This window comes from Enterococcus sp. DIV1279b (assembly GCF_050531515.1).
In the GTDB taxonomy this organism is placed as follows: Bacteria; Bacillota; Bacilli; order Lactobacillales; family Enterococcaceae; genus Enterococcus_D; species Enterococcus_D casseliflavus.
Genome location: NZ_CP172891.1, coordinates 942,996 through 964,588, shown reverse-complemented (window position 1 = coordinate 964,588; position 21,593 = coordinate 942,996). Strand labels below are relative to the sequence as shown.

The following is a 21,593-nucleotide window of genomic DNA, read 5'->3' as shown; positions in this document are numbered from 1 at the left end:
TGACCCTCTTTCTTACAACACATCAACGACATACTTGAAAACCGCTTGTTCTTGTAAAAGCGCATCATAGGCAAAGTCTGGATGCCATTGAACCGCCAACAAGCGCTGATCCACGTGTTCAATGCCTTCAATGATGCCATCAGGACTCCAAGCTGTCTTTTGCAATGGACGAGCCAATCGATCCACCGCTTGATGATGAAAGGAATTGACCTTTGTTTTTTGACCGTATACACGAGCCAACATGCTTTTTTCAGCCGTCGCGATGGCATGGGTCGGCACTTCTTTCGGAATCGGCGCCTGCATATGAATGATCTCACTGAAGGTACTGATGTCTTGCTGCAGCGTGCCCCCAAAGGCCACGTTGACCAGCTGCATCCCCCGACAAACCGCAAAAATTGGTTTCTTTTGCAGCAGCGCTTCATCGATCAGCGCCAGTTCAAACTCATCCCGTGCCAAAAAGCCGCTTCCAGTTGCCTGATGGGCCTCCTGCCCATAAAACTTGGGTGAAACATCTTGTCCACCAGCTAACACCAGTTTATCGATCTGTGAAACATAGTCCTTGGCTATAGCTGGTTCACTGATTGGCAAGAGCAATGGCAGTCCGCCCGCTTGCTGGATCGCTCGCACATACCCTAATGGTGTGTAGGCGATCGGCAAATGATGCAGCACATCGCCAGCATCTTGCACTTCATTCGCAGCGATCCCTATAATTGGTTTGCCCATCGACATCCCTCCCTGATTAACGAATTTTTCAGAAAAAAGCGGCATCTAGCAGTTGAACAAGGCAAGCGCCACTTTTTCCCTCAAGATATGTTTCAACTATTCTAAACCAATCGGCACTTTTTGTGAAACACTATTTTCACTTTCGCGATCATTTATTACAATCACCATTCTATTCAACCGCCTCTTTGATTCGCAATAAAGAACACCGCTAGTCAGATATAGTTGAATTTTGCCAATGCTTTCTCTACGTAAAAAAACATGCGAGAAGCCGTGGCTTTCCGCATGTTTCGTCATTAAAATAATCGATTGTCTTTTAAAAACTCCAGCATCTGTGTTTTTAGGGGATCTTTTTCATTGCGGATCGACTTTGTTTGCGTCGTTTCATCAAGTGTCGATGGTCGCTTTTTAGGAAAAGGCGTCGCTGGTTCTTCTGCTAACTCTAAAATTTGAAAGGTATCCACCACCACTTCTGCCGCACAAAATCTTTGCCCTTCTGCTGTTTCATACGGACAGCCTTGCAAGTGTCCGTTGATTTTGATACTTGCTCCTTTTTGAGTATACCGTAAAAAGGTCTCTGCCTGTTTCCCATGAACGACACAAGCAAACCATTCATGATGCACTTCTTCACTGTTTTGCCATTGAGATACAATGACAAGATCAAAACGTACGCCCTGATCGTCCGCCGCATCAAACGCTTCTTTACTAGGCATCGCTGCGATTTTCCCAGTAAGAACCACTTTATTCATTGCCACGCTGCATCCTCGCTTTTCTCTCATTTCTTGAGTGATCTAAACTTATGCGACCTATTCTACCATATTCCAAAAAACAAGCAATCAAAGGGCGAATGGCTTAAGAAATGCTTTGAAAAAAATGAACCAACTCAAAGAATTCGTCTGCTCCTGTCAAAAAGCTGCGATTTTTTGACGGAAAAATTCTCTTTGCTCCACACAGCAAAAAAACAGTTGGTTCAATACCCCTATGAACCAACCGTCTTCTGCAAATCTTTATTTAGCAAAGGAATCTTGACTACCATAGCGATCAAAATGGAGGGTTTCGCTTTCGAGATAATCGATGATCGCTTTGGGGATCAGGACCCCTTCTTGCTGAGCTTTTTCAAAGTGTATTTGGCTGATCTCTCCAGGATAGTAGACTTGTGATTGCCCTTTTACTGGCGAGATTGCATGCAGCTCAGTCACCATCTGATCGACGCTTTGCTTGAAGGTTTCGGTGTCCGTAAAACGAGACGGATCGATCACAAGAAGAAATTGTCCTAAGCGACGTTTTTCCGTCAAATCCGCATACATGGAGGTGACCTGTTTACCAAAAGCCAAGCCCAACATCGAGCCAGCTAAAATATCCACCATCATCATCAAGCCATATCCTTTGGCACCAGCGATTGGCAATAATCCTTGGACTGCATAGGGGTCGGTGGTAGGCAAGCCTTGCTCGTCTACGGCCCAAGTATCGGGGATCTGCTGCTTCTTCGAGCGAGCGTCCAAAATTTTGCCCCACGCTTGAACCGTTGTCGCCATATCAAAAACCACCGGCGGATGATTGGCTCGTGGTGCTGCAAACGCGATTGGATTGGTGCCAAAATAGTTTTCGGTCCCACCAAAAGGCACCGCCATCGGATCCGATTGACACATGGCGATCGCCACTAAGTCGGCTTCAGCAGCCTGTTTGACGTAATACGCCATCGTCCCGCTATGGCTGGTCTGCTCGATTCCTACTGCAGCGATCCCTGCTTCTTTCGCCAGATGAATGGCGATCGCAATCGCTTCGTTGCACACATAATGCCCCATGCCGTTATCTCCGTGAAAAATTCCAGTAGCGGCGCCTGTTTTTTCAAAAGACATGTTTGGTTCTAGCGTGATGCCGCCTTTTACTAAGCGCTCGGCATAGTAGTCCATCCGCACGGCACCATGAGAATGGATCCCGCACGCATCCGCAAAGGTCAAATGCGCCGCTGTTTCACTGGCAGCGGCTTCTGGCAAACCAGCAGCCAAGAGTTTCTTTTTCATCAATGCTTCTAATTCCAGCAGAGATCGTCTGCTCATTTCTTCCATCTTTTCTCCTCCTTAGAAAAAGAGAAGCACGCTTGGCAACGGCTTCTCTTATTGATTAAACACGCGATGATCGAGTTCATCAGCAGACTTAGCGATCAAAAGCGCTGAATAGACGTCTGAGTTCACGTTCAAGATCGTCCGCAGCATACCAACAAACCATTCGACACCAGCAAATAGCGCAATGCTTTCGATTGGTAAACCGAGCTGGGGAACAATGATTGCCAAGGAAACTAACCCCGCTCCGGGAACAACTGCATTGGCTAAAGAAACGAAAGTCGCAGTTACAGCTACCGTCACCATTTGGATCCCGTCAAAGTTGATTTGATACATTTGGGCGATCGTCATGACTGTAATCGCCATATGCATCGCTGACCCATTGCTGTTCAAAGACATCCCTAACGGCAATACCAAATTGGTGATGCGGCTACTGAGTCCTAATTTATTCTGGGATTCTTCCATAGCGATCGGCAGCGTGATGGCAGAGGAGGTTGTCGCCAATGCCATGACCGACATATTTTTCATATTTTTGATCAATCGTAACGGATTGATCCGACAATACACGGTCAACAAGACTAGCCACAGCCCAAGGAACGTGACGGTGGCTAGACCGTAGACGAGCAAATAGCTGCCTAATGGCAAAATGATCTGCAAGCCCAGGGAGCTGATCGTTGAAGCGATCAAAGCAAAAATACCGATTGGTGCCACGATCATCACGTAACGAATGATGGCAATGACGACCTCATTCAGATCCACGATCAGCCCATAAAGAGCTGACTCAGGTTTCTTTTGCACAAAGCGATTGAGGGCAACACCAAAAAATAACCCAAAAACGATGATTTGAATAATTGACCCTTTACTCAACGCATCGAAAATATTCGTGGGAATAAAGTTGATCACTGTCTCTGATATAGAAATTTCTTGTGCTTGCAGAGGTTCGCCGGCAGCTTGTGAAAAGTCGATCCCTTTGCCTGGAGCAAAGAAGAGCGCCATCAGCACGCCCCATGCAGCAGCGAATAAGGAGGAAATCCCAAAGACAGCGATCGTTTTTCCACCCAAACGAGTGAGTTCTTTCGGGGCAATCCCCCCAACTGCTTGAATGATTTGGCCAACGATCAATAATGGGATCGCCATTTGCATCAGACGCAAGAAAAGATCGCCCAAAATTTTTAGGAACGAAGCGGCTTGCCCAAAGAACAAACCGCAAAGAATCCCTAGAAGAACGGCAATAACGATCTGCGTCACCATCGGTAGTTTTTTTGCTTTCACTTTGATCCCCTCTTTATTTTCGAAGTATGGTTCCTGTATGCTGATCCAGTTCAGCTAACTTTTCGATTGAGGTAATAATCGCGGTTCTGGCTGCATCTTCTTCGACAAAATCAATCGCAGCTTCTATTTTTGGCAACATACTACCCGCTGCAAAATGGCCTTCCTCGATGTAGCCCTTGGCTTGTGCCACACTGATTTCCCCTAAGGCTTGCTGATTCGGCTGGTTGTAATTGATGTAGATATTGTCGACACCAGTCAAAATGATCAGGCGATCGGCCTGCACGTCTTTTGCTAAGACACTAGCGGTAAAGTCCTTGTCGTTGACGGCTTCCACGCCAGTAAACCCATTGTCGTTGCGAACGACAGGTACGCCACCACCACCGGCGCAAATCGTGATCACACCAGCATCGACCAATGTTTTGATGGCTTCTTTTTCAACGATTTCTTGCGGTTTCGGGGATGGAACCACTTTCCGGTAACCACGCCCAGCATCTTCTTGATATACCCCGCCATTGGCTGCCATCGCAGCATTGGCTTCCTCTTCACTATAAAAAGGTCCGACTGGTTTGGAAGGTTTCTCAAAGGATGGATCTGCTGGATCGACACGAACTTGGGTGACTAATGAGATCACCGAAGGATGTGCTTGACGTGTGGCAAACTCATTGATCAAGGCATTTTGCAGCCAATAACCGATACTTCCTTGGGTCATCGCCACGCAGCTGTCTAATTTCAATTGGGGATTTTTTTCACTTTCCCCTGCTTTTTGCTGCAACAGTAAGTTGCCGACTTGTGGTCCATTGCCGTGACAAACAATGACTTTTTCCCCTTTTTCGACAAAATCGGCAATATAACGTGCTGCTTGCGCAACAACTGCTTTTTGTCCTTCATCACTAGGGTCTTTATCTAAAATAGCATTGCCGCCTAACGCGATCACATTCAAACTCATTTTATGCTCTCCTTCTGATTTTCCTTTGCTAATACGGCAAAAACACCTAATCCGATCAGCAGTAATAGACAAGACAGGTAAAACCCGACCTGCATCGATCCTAAAGAATCGGCTAAAAAGCCAGTAACATAAGGTGCTAAGATCGACCCCGACATCCCGATAAAATTATAGGCACTCAAGGTCGTTCCTAAGGCGCCTTTTGGTGCGTTTTTCGTCACAAAGGTCACGACGATTGGATCAAGCGCCAGCTTGCCAGTCAATCCATACAAAATCAAAACAGTGATCAATAAGGTACGATCCGTTACAAAGGCAATGGCAAATACGGAAAGGGTCGCCAATGGGACCAATAAATAGACTAATTTTTTCGTTGCGCCTGTTTTATCATTCAATCGAGCAAAAATCAACGCACCTGGAATTGATGCCCATGGGACTAAGGAAGCAATAAAGCCGACACTCGCCCCTTCAAAGCCACGCTCGGCAATCAAGAATTGCGGCAGCCAAGTAATGATCACAAAGTTTGCATAAATGCTGGTAAAGCATAGAACAAAGGCTGCCACGAGATTGCGGTTTGAAAAAATCTGCTTCAAGGAAATCTTTTCTTTCGGCCCTTCTTCTTTTATTTCTTGTCCTTCATCTTCTGGACGAATCACTTTTTCTTTCAAAACAAAATAGAACAAGACACCGACGATCAAGGTCGGAATTGCCATTAGGAAGAAGGGTTGGCTCCAATGGCCCCCGTTATCCAAGACTAATTTACTAGAAAGCAAGTACCCACCAGACGTTCCAAACGCCATCCCACTGTTGATAATGGCATTTCCGACGGTTCGTTTGTTGTCGGGAATCGCTTCGGTAGACAATGCGTATTGCGGACCGTAATAGGCACCTTGACCAATCCCTGCAATGGCACGAATCACTAAAAACAAAACAAAGCTTGTGGCTAGCCCACTGAAGTACGTAGTCACCGCCAATAAAACAAAGCCTAGAGCGATCACTAATTTGCGACCGATTTTGTCGCCGATGATCCCAAAAGGAATTTGCGCAACGGCATAAGTCAAAAAGAAAATACTATTGGCAAGTCCTAGTTGTGTGTTACTTAAATTGAATTCTTCACCGATCACACCCATGATTGGATTGAAGATCGTCCGTGTGGCGTACATTAAAATCCAGCCGACAAAGAAAATAGCAACGACTTTTTTCCAGTAAGAATTGCTTACTTTGACCGCATCTTTCTGGTTACTGATTTCCATGATTTCTCCCCTTTTCTATTCTTTTTCCTCAAGTGACAATGACTCCAACGCTAACAACAACCCAAAGCTAAGATCTTTGCCTGACGAATGACCGATGGACATCAGCTGCTGCACGTCGTTTTCCAGCACCTGTGGGTTTTTGCTTTTTACGTCTTGGAATAATTGCAGCATTACCGAATTGACATACCCTTGACTGGCACTTTGAATATATGCAAGGCTGACATCCGTCGTAGACAGCGGTTTTGCCAATGCTTGCGCTAACGTTTCGGCTTCTGGCTGCTGCAAGGCATAGAGCATCGCTTGATAGGCAACGAGAAGATCATCGCCGCTAGGTGTCAATCCTTTGCCGCGACCAATCAGGTGGTCAATGATTGGTTCCCAATCTGAGACAGACTGCCGCAATGCCGCAAACACTGCTTGGGTTTTCTCATCTTCTGGCAACCCAATCTTGGTTTCTAGTTCTTGTTGAAGCAGTATTTCTTTCAAAAGCTGCAATTCCGCAGAGGTGAAGGATAACTCCTTCACCTGCAGCGAAACCAATTCTTTCTCCTCTAATGAAAGAGAAAATGTTCCTTTTGTGCTGTAAAAGGTCAGACCATGCTCTCGGACTTGCACGCGATTGCCGACTTCGATCAAAGGTAGGACTTGTTCAAACAATGCATCGGGTAAAAAGACGCCGAAGCCAGTTAAATAGTTGCGATAGTTGTTGATATTGACCAGCTGCTGCCCGATCATCACATTGAATGAACGATCAAACACGCTATGCACCCGACCGGTACGACCGAATCGTTGCAGTGAGTCTAGATAATCACTGATTTTAATTTTCTCAGTCAACATCGATCCCCAGATCCTTCGCATAAGCCGTCAAGGCATTTTCAAAACAGCCTAACGGTGCACGCACCGTGCCTGCGCCGACTTGACCGACACCTGCTTCTTTATGGGCGATCCCAGTATTAATGATTGGGGTGATGCCTGTTTCAACGACTTTGCGGATGTCGATCCCCAAACAAGTCCCTTGGAAGTCCCATGTTGGGATCGAGAAGGTCGGATTATGACCGAAACAGATTTTTGCCATTTCGTTGGAAGTTTCCAGCGCATCCTCAAAGCCCCCAGCGCCGACAAAGCGTGTTACCCCTGGTGCGGCTACCATCGCCATTGCTCCAACGCCGACGGTTTCAGTAATGGCACTGTCCCCAATATCAGGATTGCCATCTGCTTCGGTAAACCCAGTAAAGTACAAACCTTTCGGCGTATTGACTGGTGCAGTATGCCATTGGTCTTCTGTTTGGGCGACACGAACCCCAAAATTGACACCGTTTCTCGTCATGGTGGTCACGATCGTTCCTTTGGCATCGACACGGGCACCGTCAACGATGGCTTTGCCGGTTGCCATCATGATATTCAAGAAGAACTGATCGGTATCTGCTAAGAACTTGATCACTTCATATTTTTGCTTTTCATCGATCTCTGTTTGGATGATCAACGGCGCGATTTCTTTCAAAAAGTTCAATGATGCTGCAATATTTCGTTGATGGAATTCATCCCCCATTGTGATCGACCGGGCAATCAATACATTCAAGTTGATGCCTTCTTCTGTTAATTGCAATGCCTTGGCAATGGTTGGTCCTAAGACGTCTTTGATCCAATCCAAACGATCGATGACTTCTTGTGAATAGGCACCAAATCGTAAGACTTTACCGATCCCTTCGTTCAAAATACAGTAGGCTTTGTTGCCGACAAGGCGGTTTTCAACCACAAAGACAGGCATATTCCCAGAAGTGATTCCCCCCATTGGTCCAACTGCCTGGACATGGTGACATGGCATAAAGCGGACTTCCCCACTTTCGAGTAAGCGGCGGGCTTCGTCTTCATCCTTCGCCCAGCGTTCAAACAAGGCAGCGCCGATACAAGACCCTTGCATCGGTCCCGTCATTTCCGACCATTGGATCGGCGGTCCTGCATGCAGCAAGGTTTTCTGGCTTTCGTTTAATTCAGCGATCACTGATTTAGCTGGAACGACATCGATCAAGAATGGTTGGGCATTTTTGATTTTATCCGTCACTGCTTGGTTTTCAGCTGTGATTTTTTCGTCAAATTCTTCTAACGCGTCTAAAATATGGATCATTTTCTTGTTGCCGTTGGCACGAGGACGCCAGTTAAATTGTTCTGTTTTCCCGCCATATTGCAGGATCGATTCATTGAAGCTTTGTAAGCCAACATTGATGATTCGCGGTTTGGTGGTCAACAGCTCCATCACTTTCTCGCTAACTGTCGGCACCTCAACTTTGCTACCAGTATAGTCATTGACCGCTTTGTCTGCTTCAGAAAGAGTCGCCCCTTTTAAGGCGAGGGCTAATTGCACTGCTTGAGCATTGCTTGGTGCCACATAGACGCCAGCTGCTTTCAAACGGTTGACTGCTTCTTGATAGTTTTGCGGATCTTTTTCAGTTCCGCAGACGGTAGCAACAAAGTACAGCGCGCGATCAGCTGCTTGGGCTGTTTGCTGTACAGCTTCGATGGCTGGTAACAAAGCTCCTACCATATCTGCATGTGCGCCGTAACCTAACACCACATCAAATAAAATGACCCCTGTTTGCTCATCTTGCGCATAGTCTTCGATTTTTTTGATGCGCACTTCAGGATCGATCATTGGGTGCGGTTTGCCTTGGGTATAGATATCATCACCAAGGTCGATCACATCATAGCCGTGGGAATGCAAGATATAGCCTTCTTGTTTTACAAGGCCTTCTAGATTCAAGGCTTCGGAGATCAGCATTCCTGCTTCGGCAGCTAATGTACCGCCAGAATAAAGACCTTTGACCACTTTGTCTTCAGCGAGTTTGGGCACATCTGGGGTTGCCACGCGTTCAAAATAGTTCGCCTTGACGGGTTCTTCATTGGCAAGATCAACAGCAATGCGCGCTGTTTCTTCCAGAGTATGTGCCAAATAAACTTTTCCTTCATGGGCTTCTGGTTTTTCTCCTAAGAAAATCGCTACCACAGGTTTGCTGATACTTTGCAGCAATTGAACGACTTCATCCCGCACTTCTTTTGCAGGTGGTTTCGAGATCACGCAAATCACATCTGTCGGTTCATGATTTTCTAAAGCAACGATGGCATCTTTGACAGTGATCGCCCCAACTTTGTCGCTTAAGTCACGTCCGCCGGTCCCGATGGCATGAACGACACCACCGCCTAATCGGTCAATGATCGTCGTCACTTCTTGAATCCCCGTACCAGAGGCACCAACGACGCCGATGTTTCCTGGTGCCACGACATTCGTGAAGGCAATCGGAATGCTGGAAATAATACCGGTTCCACAGTCTGGCCCCATCATCAATAAGCCTTTTTCATGAGCCAGCTTTTTCAAACGCACTTCATCTTCGATAGCGACATTGTCCGTAAACGAGAAAACATGCAAGTCATTTTTCAAGGCTTTTTCCATCTCGGCTGCGCCATATTCCCCAGGAATACTAAATAATGCAACATTGGCATCCGGCATTGCGCTCAAGGCTTCTTGCCATGAAGCCGCCGCTGGCGTTTCTTTGCCTTGATCTTTTGCTGAAAGATCAGCTAAAAATGAATCGATCGCTGGCATTACTTGATCCATGATCTGTTCGTTTTGGCTATCGACCACGATCATCATATCGTTGGGTGAAGCACCTTCAGCCTCTTCAGAAAGCAATCCAGTGTTATTTAATATGTCTTTGTTTGCGTCCGTCCCCATCATGATTTGACTCATTTCGACATCGCCTAGATCATTGATCGTATTCGTCAGCAGCATTAAGTTAATGGAATCTTGGTAGTTATTCTTTAAGATTACTGTGTGCAGCATTTGTTCTCCTCCTTTTCTTATACTCTCATTCTAACGAGCCTTGTTTGCGTTTTCATTGGATAAAGTTCTAAAAAAATGCTATACTTTTTATCCAAAAGAGAAAAAAGGAGCATTTTATGAAATTAAAAGAATTGGTTGAACTGCCGCTTTTTGAAAAAAGTAAAGTCCTGACTGGCTCCATTGGTTTAACAAATTCCGTCGGTTCCGTCATGGTGCTGGAAGCGATGGACATCGAGAAATGGAGCAAAGCCCATCAATTGATTTTGACTTCTTTTTATGCCTTCAAAGACCAATCCCCTGAGGAACTGCGTGTTTTTTTTGAAAAAATGCAGCAAATCGGTGTCAGCGGTTTAGTGATCAAAGTGGATCGCTTGATCCCTATGATCCCAGATTGGGTGATCGAGCTTAGCTTTGCTTATCAGATCCCTCTGATCAAAGTGCAGCAAGAAGTCAGCTATGAAGCCATCATGCTAGCGGTTTACGAACCATTGCTGAATCACCAAACCCAGCTGCTGCGTACCTATTACGAAGTTCGCCAGCGCTTCATGAAAGTTGAGCGCAACCACTCTTCTTTCGATCAGATCATGCAGGAGTTCTATCAATTGATCGAAAAGCCTTGTTCGTTGCGCATCCCCCATTTAGATGTGCATGTGTCCGTCGGTCAATCCTTTAAGAATTTCGTGGTGACCAAACAAGAACCCATGAAAACCATCGAGTTTACCAAGAACCACTACGAATATTTGGAATTATTTTCTCATGAGAACAATCAATATGTGACTGCCATAAAAGTAGAGATCATCAATCCTTACAATGATCTGTGTACCTTGATCGTTTATCAGAAAGATTCGCAGATCCCTGAGGCAAAAGTCATGATCATTGAAAATGTGATCGACGTCATTTATGAACGCCTCCAAATGGAGTATTTGTTGAAGAAAGAACGCTACAATCGCATGAACAATCTTGCCGATGCGATCTTACAAAACACTCCTAGTAATTTGGCTGAGCTGGATCTTTTGTTAGAAGAAGCGCAACTGGATCGCTACGATTTCTACCAAGGCATCGCCTTTGCTTCCAACAGCTTTAAAGATAAGGAGCGTAAGTCCGTCGTTTTACACAAGCTACGGGCATTGAAAACACCCCACGTCTTTTTCGAACACCACAATTATTTGGTGATCCTCTATAATTTCCAATCGATCGCCCATCAGGTGACGAAACAGATGCTGCAGACACATTTTGATAATGCCTTATTAGCCGATGAACATGGCTGCTTGGTGGTCAGCGAAGTCTTGCGCAAGGAACAGATCAAAGAGATCCTGCCAGAGTGTTTGGATGCGATCCGCTTCAATCGGCAGTTTTATTTGGCGCCGATCATTGCCTATAGCGACTTAGGTATCTTTAGTTCCTTTATCAAGGAGAACCAACTGGAAAAGCTGCAGCAAAGCATTCCCCCGAAGCTGTATCAACTCTCGGAAGAAAATGAAGAGCTGTTCAAAACGCTGTATACCTTTTTTATCACGAATCGCAATTACAAAAATACAGCTGAAACCTTGTTTCTTCATGCCAAAACGATTCGCTACCGGCTAAGCAAAATCGAACAGCTACTAGAGATCGATCTGACAAGTCCGATCCAATTAGTCAATTACGAGATCGGCACCTATTTATTAGAGCTTCAGAAAAGGAGTCAAGCAAAATGAAAAAAGAATGGCAATTGACCACCGGTGCTTCGGTGTCCCTTTATCCTGCTTCGGAGAAATACCTGATTTACTTTCACGGCGGCGGTTTTGTTTATGGAACCCGCCAAGACATTCCCGCATCACTGATCGCACTATTTCAAGAGCAACAATACAGCGTCCTCACAGTCGATTATTTACTGGCGCCCAATTCCTCGTTAGCGGAGATTATGGCGCTGAACTGGCAAAATTTTCAAGAATTGCAAGCAACTGTGCTTAAAGATAACCCGTTTTGTTTCTGCGGACGCTCAGCTGGCGGTTATTTGATGCTGACGCTGACCCAGCAATTACTGAAGGAACAACAGAGATTGCCTGAAAAACTGGTCAATTTTTATGGGTATACCGATCTTTCTTTTATTGAAAACAAACGAGTCTTGCAGCAGCCGCTCTTAAGCAAAGATCAAGTCCCTTCTTTGGATCAAACCGAGATCGTTTGGGATGATCCGCAGTTTCAGCGCTATTTGCCTTATGTTTATTGGGTTCAACAGCAAGAACTCACCACGATCTATGGTCTAACAGCTGAAGCTCTTTCTGACTATGCCATTGATCCTGAGCTGCTTGCTCAATTTCCTCCAATTTTCAGCAGTGCCAGCAGTACCGATGAGGAAGTTCCTTTTCGTTACAGCAAAGGCTTGAAGAAAGTGCCTAAAAGCAAATTTGTCCCTGTCTATGATTTGCCCCACGACTTTTTGAAAAACTTCGAGGAGCCGCAAGTCCAAATGGTGTTTCAGCAGCTCGCCCTTTGGCTAGAGCATTAATTTGTTATAAATAAACCGAAAGTAACGTTTTTTTATTTTGGTAGCCAATGAGAATGCCTTCATCTGATCTAACTTTATCCGACTTTTCGAAAAAGGAACCGTTTCCGAATATCCCTTTATTCAAAAAAAGCTTGATGCAGGCTCAATTCAAGAGAGAATGCTATACTAAAGGGGAGTATGTTAAGGAAAGAAGGATGAGGTTTTATGCATTTTGTCGGGATTTTGTGTTTGATCCTAATCACGACGACCCTCTTCTCGCATCTGGCGAGACGGATGGGCGTTCCTGCTGTTATCGGGCAGTTGTTAGCGGGGGTTTTATTAGGAGGCGCAGGACTCAATTGGGTCCATCCAGATATTCTAGTTCATGATTTTTCAGAGATTGGTGTTATTTTGCTGATGTTTTTAGCGGGATTGGAAAGTGATATTTCTTTATTGAAACGCTATTTTCGTCCAGGGATGCTCGTTGCCCTTTTGGGGATCGTGTTCCCTATGCTCTTCGGGTATGCCACGGGGGTCGGTTTTCAAAGCAGTCCCACAGAAGCGTTCTTTTTCGGGATCGTATTAGCTGCCACCTCAGTCAGTATTTCTGTCGAAGTATTGAAAGAGTTGAATGTGGTGAATACGAAAGAAGGGTCGACGATTCTTGGTGCTTCCGTCGTGGATGATATTTTGGTCGTGTTGGTTTTGAGTCTTAGCCTTTCCTTTTTAGGCGGTGAAAGCAGCCAAGCAACACCACTGCCGGTCACCTTATTGGTAGAATTGATTTATTTTGTGTTGATTTTTCTATTGGTGAAATGGATCGCTCCGTTCTTATTGGTACTTGCAGAAAAGCTATTTGCAAATTCCGCGGTGATCATCATGTCACTGATCATCTGCTTAGGAATGGCGTATCTTGCTGACCTCGTTGGGTTAAGCTCTGTCATTGGTGCCTTCTTCGCAGGGATCGCTGTCAGTCAAACGAAGGTTCGTGAGGAAGTGGAACACAGTGTCGAAGCATTAGGTTACGCCGTCTTCATTCCGGTGTTCTTTGTCAGCGTTGGCTTAGAAGTTGATTTTTCCCGCTTAAATGAGCAATTATTCTTTATTCTTGCCTTTACCGTGGTCGCGATCTTGACCAAACTGGTCGGCGGCTATGTCGGGGCGAAAATCGCGAAATTCTCGAACAACAGTGCTTGGATGGTGGGAGCTGGAATGATTTCCCGAGGTGAAATGGCATTGATCATTTTGCAGATTGGTCAACAAAACCAATTGATTTCGTCCGCATTGTATTCCCCTTTGGTGATCGTTGTCTTGTTGAGTACCTTGATCTCTCCCCTGATCTTAAAATACTTTACGAAAAAGATTTATTAAGCGATGTAGCAACAGCTAGGCGATACCGATGATTGCGAAAAAAACAGCACGGGTTTTGTAGTGACCGCTCAACGGCCGATTGTTGATCGAACGTTGGGCGGTCGCTTCCTTTCCCGCGCTGTTTTTCTTTATACAGTTATAAAAGCGACAATGCTGCTAGTTACTGGAAACCAATGTTAATTTTCCATGATCGATTTGATACACATCATCCGCGACGGCATCGATAAACGCTTGATCGTGAGATGTGAACAAAACCATGCCTCGATAGCTGCGAATCAATTGTTCCAAGACGGTGATTGTCGGCAGATCAATAAAGTTCGTCGGTTCATCAAGTATCAAAACATTGGCAGGTTGAGTAAAAATGCGTGCGAGCTCGACCCGTGTCGCTTCCCCGCCGCTTAGCACATTGACTGGCTTCATCACGTCAATCTGGCTAAATCCCAGATTGTGTAAAATACTGCGGACCAGTGGTTCCTGATAGTCTGTTTGAGCCATCAATTCCGTCAAAAGCGGGGTGGTGCTGTTTTTTCGATAGCCCATTTGCTCGTAGACCGCAAAGACGATTTTCGGTGATACATAGATTCCCTCTCCGCCTGCGATGATTTCTTTTAGTAAAGTCGACTTTCCCGAACCGTTCGGACCCACGATAGCGATTTTCTTCCCGGCAGCAAACTGGAAACTGCTGCTGTCTAGCAAACGTTTCGCCCCTCTTTGAATGGTTACTTGCTCCCCACGAATCGGTCGTTTATTATGCAACTCCACTGCAGGGACTACTGGAAAACGAATCGCCTGCTGCCGGGCGACACCCTTCACTTCTTCCAAGTGATCCAAGCGGCTTTCCATGGCTTTGACTGTTTTTTGCAATGACTTTTGCACCGTGTCTTTTTGTTTTGATGACGACAAACGGTCTGGTCGGATGTTCTGCTGCCGCTTTTTTTCAGAAATACGACTGCTCTTGATCGCTTGTTCTTTTTTCTTTTGGATTGCTTGGGTCAACTGCTGTTTTTGTTGCTGATACTGCGCAGCCTCCCAGGCAACACGCTGTGCCGCTTGCTCTTTTTGCTGTCGGTAACTGTCATAATTGCCAGAATACTCGGTGACTTTTCCTTGATCGACTTCCCAGATTTTCGTTGCCAGCTGATTCAATAGATACCGATCATGACTGACCACGATCAGGGTGCCATAATAATACTGCAGTTCATCAATCAAGACTTGAATTCCTTGCTGGTCCAAGTGGGTCGTTGGCTCATCGAGCAAAAGTCCTAACTGATAGGAAGATAACGTTTGTGCCAACCGGTATTTGGTCTCCTCCCCGCCGTTTAGTGTCGCCAATTCATTTGTTGTGATCGAAAAACGACCGAACAGCGCCCAGTCAAGGGCCTCCGTCTTTTCAGTCACCTCAGCGATTTGCGGGAAATAGTGAAACGAATTTTCTTTTTGGATCGTTCCTGAATCAGGATCGACGACTCCCGCAATCAACTTCAGTAAGGTAGACTTGCCTTGCCCGTTTGCGCCCACGATCCCGATACGATCCGTTTGATAGGCGCTCAGTTCTTCAATGTTCAGTACTTCTTTGGACCCATAATTTTTGATTAGATTGTTTATTTTTACACTTAATTGTTCCATCAGTCTGTCCTTCCCGTCTAGGAAAACGCAAGAACAAAAAAAGGGCATAGCCTACCGCTATACCCTGATTTTAATAAGAAATTGGAAAAAAGAGGACACTCATCCCTTGAAATCACGATTGCCTAGACTTTTGAAATAGATTTAAATTAGCTATTCAAAAGGTCAATCCACAATTTCATCGATGCTGTCATGTTTTTTCCTCCTCTTTTTGTCGTAGTTGTCTGTTGAACGACGAGCGGAAAATCAGCCGCTACTGTTTACCGTTTACGGTATTTCAGGAAGCTTCTTTCGTCTATCAACGAATCAATCGTAACACGTTTTCAAAAAAGAGTAAAGTTTCATCACAAGAATGATTGGTCTTATACGCCATCGGTGATTTTTTCTGCTAATTTGACCGAGGCTTTTTCACCATTGAAGACTGCATGATCCAGTTCTCCTTCATCATGAGCAACGATCAACGCCACCGTGACGTCAGGGTCAACATTCAAGAGGGTCCGAAACATCCCAGAAAACCAATCGATCCCAGCCAGTAAGGCGATGCTTTCATTAGGCAGTCCTAACATAGGTAAAACCGTAGCCAGTGTGACTAATCCGCCGCCTGGAACGACGATCGTTCCCAAGCATGCCAACGAGGACAACAAGACCACTTGCAAAAGATCCCCCCAGCTCAATTGGATCTGGTACGCCTGAGCAACGGTTACGATTGCCAGGGCTAAAAATAAGGAGAGCCCATTGCTATTTAAGGTCATGCCCAGAGGCATCACGAGCTTATTGATTCGATCACTGATCCCAAATCGTTCTTTGCCATCTTCGATTTGAAACGGCAATGAAACAGCAGAAGAGGTAGTCGTAAAGGAAACCACCGAGAGGCGCCACATGTTCTTTATCAAACGAAACAAGGAAACTTTGCAATAGAGTGACGTCAAGAGAAACCAAAGAAACAAAAAGAGCAAAGATGCTGCTGCTAACGTCAATAAAAAACTGGCTAACATTCCCAACACACGAATACCGGTATCTTCTACTAAGGAAGCAACAAGGCCGAAAATCCCGATCGGCGCCAACTTCATGATCATGCTGACCATTTTTATCAAAATATTATTAAAACTGCTGATCATATCTAGAAACAGCTGATTCTTTTTTTCATGCTTGATCAAGCTCAAGGCAAGGCCAAAGAAGAGCGAAAAAATAATCACTTGGATCATATTCTGCTCCACCATGGCTTGAATAATGTTCAGTGGAACAAAGTTTAAGATGACTTCTTCCATGTTGCTGGTACTTAATGCGGTTTCTGTACTTTGCAGCAGCGACTGATCAAGGCCTGCGCCAGGCTTGAAGATCAAGGCGAACAAGAGACCGAAAATAGCGGCGACGAGGGTCGATCCAGTAAACCAGAGGAAGACTTTCCCGCCGATCCCACCTAATTCTTTTGGATCAAGTCCCCCCACCGCTTCAATCACCGAGCCCATGACCAGCACGACCACAGACATTTGAATCAGTCGCAAGAAGAAGTCCCCGACTAGCTGCATTTGATCACCTAAACCGGGAAAGGAAACGCCCCAAAAAATCCCCAATACCGTTGCAATCATGATTTGGTTGGTCAAACTGATTTTTAAGGATCGTTTTTTCATCTGTTTTGCCTCACTTTTCTACTTGGCTGTTTTCTTAGAGTTTACAGTCAAGAATAAGAATGTACCACCGATCAACAAAACAATTGCGATATAAAATCCCATTACTTTTGACCCTGTTGCATCCGAGATCGATCCGGTCAATGTTGGTGCGATAACGGAAGACATCATGCCGAAAAAGTTGAAGACCCCTAATGTCGTATCGACCCCAACTTTGGGTGCATTTTCCCCTAGCCAAGAAATGATGATTGGTTCAACCGCTAATTTTCCAAGGAACCCGTACAAGATCAACGCGATCATTAAGAAGGTCGAATTTGTCGCTTGCACCGTTACTAATAACATCAACGCCGCCAATACTTCTAAAATAACGATAAAGGTTACTTTTTTATGCATGTATTTGTCTGCCAAGCGGCTAAAGAACAATGCCCCAGGAATGGAAGCAAATGCTACCAATGAAGAAGAAAAACCGATCGCGACTCCTTGGAAGCCTCGTTCTGTTCCTAAGAAGTTTGGTAGCCAAGTAACCGTCATATAGTAGGCATAACACGTCGCAAAATATAACACATAAGTAAAGAGCATCCGCAGTGAGAACAAGGTTGAAAGGGAAACTTTTTCTTTCGGCTGATCCGTTGTTTCTTCTTCAGCTGCTGCTTGGCTCTCCAAGAAAGCCACGTCTTCTTTGTTGCTGCGGATCACCAATGCAAAAGCGATCGTCATACAAACGATCAAGAAAGCGGATAAATACATCATTGTTTGCCAAGGCATGTTCATCTGAATAACGATAAAGCTTGATAAGATCATCCCAAACCCTGAACCAACGGCAGAACCACTATTGACGATCGCTGTTGAGAAGCTCTTCTTTTCTTTCGGAATGTTCTGTGAGGTCAAAGAATACGCTGAGCCGTAAAATGACCCACAGCCGATCCCTGCTAAAAAGCTACCGGTATAGATCATGGAGATTGAAGAGGCTTGTGAAATCAGTAAAGCTGCCAGTGCAAATACCACGAATCCTGGAAGCAGAACTGTTTTCTTCCCAATCTTATCCACCAAAAAGCCGGCAGGAATCTGCATGATTACATAGCCGAAAAAGTAAAAGCTGGCAATCGATCCTAATGCTGTATCAGAAATATTGCCGCCAAGTGACTCATTGATTTGCGGATAGACTGGCGATAATGCAGCGCGATAAATCCAGATAGTGACCCAGCCTGAACACATTAAGATAATAATTTGTTTCCAGTAGGCAAGCCCACCACGTTCTTTATTGATTTCCATTTTTTTCCCTCCATCAGTTACACAAGTAAAGTTTGTGAAGCACGCCAACGAAAGCGCTTTAAGATAGTCTTAGTGTACGTTTTTTTGACGACGATTGCATTTGTCATTTTTCACAAAGCGCTTTCAGTCGTTGTGCATTTGTGCTAAAAATTTAAGTCGTTTTTTGGTGGTAATTTAACGCAGCGATGAGCGCTTTGCCAGCAGAAATTGGTGCTTGCTGGTACAATAGCGCCCCTTCTAACGCGGCTAGGACATGTAAAATATTTTCTTTGCGGCTGCTGTAGCCCATATTTCCAATCCGCCAGATTTTTCCTTTTAGATCACCAAATGAACTAGCAATCTCTACACCAAAGGAGTGAAGCATCTCTTCTCGGACAGCTTCGCCATCAACACCTTCTGGAATAAAGATAGGGGTAACTGTCGGCATTTTGGTTGCTTTTTCGCCATAAATCGACAGCCCCATTGCTTCCAGTCCAGCGACCAACGCGCCTTCATTCGTCAAATGACGTTGATAGGCTGCATCGAGACCTTCGTTTAGCAGCATCCGTAATCCTTCATGAAGCGCATAGATCATACTCGTCGCTTCTGTGTGATGGTTGATTCGTTCAGTGTTCCAGTAGCGTTGCAGTTGACTCAAATCCAAGTAATTGCTTATAATGTGCCGCTTGTTTCGATCCGTTTTACTCAAGCCTAATTCTTTTTGGTAACGAGCATTAAGGACGGCTTCGACTCGCTCGTTGTAGGTCACTAATGAAAGACCAGACGGCACGCTTAAACACTTCTGTGTACCGGCAATCGCTAAATCGACACACCAATCATCGACTGACAGGGCCACGCCACCATAAGTCGCCACCATGTCAACGACAAAGAAAATATCTTTTGCGCGACAATACTGCCCGATTTCTGCTAACGGCTGCATTTGCCCGTTGGCGGTTTCCCCGTGGACCATCGCCACGATCTTGGGTTGAAATGCGTCGATTTCTTTGATGACCTCTGCGGGTGCAAAAGGAGCCGTCCACTCTTTTTCTACATATTTGACTTGTGCTTGAGCACGTTCACAGATTTCTCCCAGTAAGAAAGCAAAGCGCCCATAGGCTGGGATCAAGACTTTGTCCCCTGGTTCGATCAAAGCGATCAGCGCCGCTTCTAAACCAGCTCGGGAAGTTCCGTCAATGGCAAATGCCTCTTTATTTTTGGTTCCAAACGGTTGTTTGATCATTTCTTTGACCTCATCCATGATCGCCAAAAAATTCGGATCAAACTGCCCCAAAATGCGATTGGTCATTGCTTGTAGAACAGCTGGATGGGCTTCTACAGGCCCAGGTGTCATGATCGTACGTTGTGCGATCGTTAACTCTTTATACATCTTTTTCCCTCATTTCTCTTTTTGATTTCACTGTCCAACGCCTTGTCAACGTTTCCAAGTTTGTTGTACAATAAAGCTAAAAAAGGACATGTTTTTGTTTGTTTTGTTCAATTCCAAAAGGAGTTTCTCTATGAAGTTAGTTGCTGAATTACTTGCTATACCACGCTTTTCCAATTTGCGTTTATTGACAGATCCCCTGACTGCGGAAATTCCCGTCGACAGTATCGAAATCACCGAGACCCCCGATATCGCCCACTATATTCCTGAGCATACCTTTATCTTAAGCACGGCGATGGTTTATAAAGATAATCAAGGAGCGCTTCTAGAGCTGATCGATTCTCTCGTAGCCAAAAATGCCGCCGGATTAGGCATCAAGATCGGTCGTTTTTTGGATATCATCGATCCTGAAGTCATCGCCTACGCCGATAGCTTGGGTTTCCCCATCGTAGAAGTACCTGCCACGATGCCGCTGGGGCGTTTGATGCACCAGCTTTTGAATTTATTGTGGAACACCAAAACCGAGCAGCTGAGTTATGCCTTAGACATTCAAAAACGGTTCTCTGCTTCCTTGATGAAGGATGTCAGCATCGCTCGCTTTATCGCTGATTTTGGCCAAATGGTCAATACACCGATCATTTTGTTGAATCCTTTTAAACAAGTGATTGCCCACTCCAAGCATTTCACCCGCATGTCAAAACCCGCGGAGTATTACATCCATCAATTAGGACAAACGAAAGGGGTTTTTACTGGTGAAAAAAGCGGGGCGATCCCTATCAAAGATCTTCATGAAAAAACGTCACAAATTTCTTATTATGCCATTGAAACCTCCACTTATTTCCCCCATTATTTAGTCATTTTGAATCCTGAGGCGATTCCTTATCCTGTCTCGGATTTTGCGCTGGAACAAGCAGCCTTGGTCTTGTCGTTTATGCTTTACAAGAACCAAAAAGTGCAAGAATCTTTTGAAGATTTAAAAAGTGACTTTTTAACACGGATGATCGAATACCAGCAATCCACCAAGCAAGAACAAAAGGATTGGTTAGATCTCGGAAAGACTTACGGGTTAGTCAAAGCCCGCCATTATCGTGTCATCTATGGTGCCTGCGAATCAACCAAAGAAACCAAAGGCAAAGACAAATACTTAAAAGAAGAAAGTGACTTGGTTTATCAGTGGTTTAGTGAACAACTGCCTTATCGCATCAAAGATGTTTGTCTCTTTCGCTTAAAGGGCAGCAATCACTTTGCGATTTTCGTGCAGCACAAGTGTGATGCCTTAGAAGACCATTTGATCGAGACCGCCAATGCTTTGACCAATCGGTTGCCATTTCGAATGGCCTTTGGGGTAGGGAGTGTCTTTGAAAGTATCAATGATTTAGCCAGCTCCTACATCGAAGCAAAGACTGCTTATGAAGAACGAAGAGGCCAACATGATTCGTCCATCGTCTCTTTCTACCATCAACGTGGAATGCGGAGTCTATTTGAAAAAATGAGTCCTGAAGATATCCATTATTTCTGCCGTACGATTCTTAAAGAATTGGCGTTTCCGCAAGAAGATGCCACCATCGAATTGCGGAAAACCTTACGGGCTTACTTGGATTATCAATGTGAGATCACCCGCACCGCCAAAGCCTTGTTCGTTCATCGCAACACGATCAAATACCGCATCGAACAGTGTCAAAAGCTACTAGGAAAAAACGTGCATGATCCTAGCATCAGCCTGGATCTGCGTTTAGCCCTTGAGCTGTCCGAAGAAGGCGACTAATAGGCGAATCAAGCAGTTGGA

General features: G+C 45.1%; 16 protein-coding genes. 4 read left to right on the top strand and 12 right to left on the bottom strand.

The genetic code is table 11. The annotated features are described in order from the left end of the window. Window positions 1-12: 12 nt before the first annotated feature. From IGI71_RS04520 to fdrA, 8 genes are all read right to left on the bottom strand, one after another. A complete protein-coding gene (locus IGI71_RS04520) occupies window positions 13-723 on the bottom strand; it encodes a gamma-glutamyl-gamma-aminobutyrate hydrolase family protein (RefSeq protein ID WP_010747687.1) in 711 nt (236 codons plus the stop codon). Between the two features lie 293 nt (window positions 724-1,016). Further along, window positions 1,017-1,499 carry a single-stranded DNA-binding protein gene (gene ssb / locus IGI71_RS04515; RefSeq protein WP_034695396.1) on the bottom strand — a complete coding sequence of 161 codons (483 nt, stop codon included), beginning with the start codon at window positions 1,497-1,499 and terminating at the stop codon, window positions 1,017-1,019. Window positions 1,500-1,727: 228 nt separating this feature from the next. Beyond that, a complete protein-coding gene (allD, locus tag IGI71_RS04510; protein ID WP_010747684.1) occupies window positions 1,728-2,789 on the bottom strand; it encodes an ureidoglycolate dehydrogenase in 1,062 nt (353 codons plus the stop codon). A gap of 48 nt (window positions 2,790-2,837) precedes the next feature. After that, on the bottom strand, window positions 2,838-4,055 hold the full coding sequence (locus tag IGI71_RS04505) for a dicarboxylate/amino acid:cation symporter (RefSeq protein WP_010747683.1): 1,218 nt from the start codon (window positions 4,053-4,055) through the stop codon (window positions 2,838-2,840). Between the two features lie 13 nt (window positions 4,056-4,068). Beyond that, window positions 4,069-5,001, bottom strand: coding sequence for a carbamate kinase (gene arcC, locus IGI71_RS04500; RefSeq protein ID WP_008379201.1), 933 nt, complete (start codon window positions 4,999-5,001; stop codon window positions 4,069-4,071). Continuing rightward, window positions 4,998-6,248 (bottom strand): MFS transporter, encoded by a 1,251-nt coding sequence (locus IGI71_RS04495; protein ID WP_005225376.1) that lies wholly within the window; start codon window positions 6,246-6,248, stop codon window positions 4,998-5,000. The genes arcC and IGI71_RS04495 overlap by 4 nt, the downstream gene beginning before the upstream one ends. Window positions 6,249-6,263: 15 nt before the next feature. Continuing rightward, complete coding sequence (locus IGI71_RS04490; protein ID WP_430616188.1) at window positions 6,264-7,085, bottom strand: DUF2877 domain-containing protein; 822 nt, start codon at window positions 7,083-7,085, stop codon at window positions 6,264-6,266. Next, window positions 7,075-10,083 carry a DUF1116 domain-containing protein gene (gene fdrA, locus IGI71_RS04485; protein ID WP_010747681.1) on the bottom strand — a complete coding sequence of 1,003 codons (3,009 nt, stop codon included), beginning with the start codon at window positions 10,081-10,083 and terminating at the stop codon, window positions 7,075-7,077. The genes IGI71_RS04490 and fdrA overlap by 11 nt, the downstream gene beginning before the upstream one ends. A gap of 116 nt (window positions 10,084-10,199) precedes the next feature. On the opposite strand from fdrA, the gene IGI71_RS04480 reads away from it, so the two are divergent. From IGI71_RS04480 to IGI71_RS04470, 3 genes are all read left to right on the top strand, one after another. Continuing rightward, window positions 10,200-11,777 carry a PucR family transcriptional regulator gene (locus tag IGI71_RS04480; protein WP_010747680.1) on the top strand — a complete coding sequence of 526 codons (1,578 nt, stop codon included), beginning with the start codon at window positions 10,200-10,202 and terminating at the stop codon, window positions 11,775-11,777. Continuing rightward, window positions 11,774-12,571, top strand: a complete 798-nt coding sequence (locus IGI71_RS04475; protein WP_010747679.1) for an alpha/beta hydrolase — start codon at window positions 11,774-11,776, stop codon at window positions 12,569-12,571. The genes IGI71_RS04480 and IGI71_RS04475 overlap by 4 nt, the downstream gene beginning before the upstream one ends. A 204-nt stretch (window positions 12,572-12,775) precedes the next feature. Then, window positions 12,776-13,921, top strand: coding sequence for a cation:proton antiporter (locus IGI71_RS04470; protein WP_010747678.1), 1,146 nt, complete (start codon window positions 12,776-12,778; stop codon window positions 13,919-13,921). Between the two features lie 156 nt (window positions 13,922-14,077). Here the strand turns inward: IGI71_RS04470 and abc-f are convergent, their stop codons facing one another. The 4 genes from abc-f to IGI71_RS04450 form a co-directional block, all read right to left on the bottom strand. Beyond that, complete coding sequence (abc-f, locus tag IGI71_RS04465) at window positions 14,078-15,547, bottom strand: ribosomal protection-like ABC-F family protein (protein ID WP_010747677.1); 1,470 nt, start codon at window positions 15,545-15,547, stop codon at window positions 14,078-14,080. Window positions 15,548-15,906: 359 nt separating this feature from the next. Continuing rightward, on the bottom strand, window positions 15,907-17,175 hold the full coding sequence (locus IGI71_RS04460; protein WP_010747676.1) for a dicarboxylate/amino acid:cation symporter: 1,269 nt from the start codon (window positions 17,173-17,175) through the stop codon (window positions 15,907-15,909). 18 nt (window positions 17,176-17,193) lie between these two features. Next, complete coding sequence (locus tag IGI71_RS04455; protein WP_010747675.1) at window positions 17,194-18,444, bottom strand: MFS transporter; 1,251 nt, start codon at window positions 18,442-18,444, stop codon at window positions 17,194-17,196. Between the two features lie 151 nt (window positions 18,445-18,595). After that, the gene (locus IGI71_RS04450) at window positions 18,596-19,810 is read right to left on the bottom strand and encodes a pyridoxal-phosphate-dependent aminotransferase family protein (RefSeq protein ID WP_010747674.1); all 1,215 of its coding nucleotides are present in this window, start codon (window positions 19,808-19,810) and stop codon (window positions 18,596-18,598) included. A gap of 130 nt (window positions 19,811-19,940) precedes the next feature. Here IGI71_RS04450 and IGI71_RS04445 point away from each other — a divergent pair, with 130 nt between their 5' ends. Beyond that, window positions 19,941-21,572: a PucR family transcriptional regulator gene (locus IGI71_RS04445; RefSeq protein ID WP_430616187.1), complete on the top strand. Its 1,632-nt coding sequence runs from the start codon at window positions 19,941-19,943 to the stop codon at window positions 21,570-21,572. Window positions 21,573-21,593: the final 21 nt, after the last annotated feature.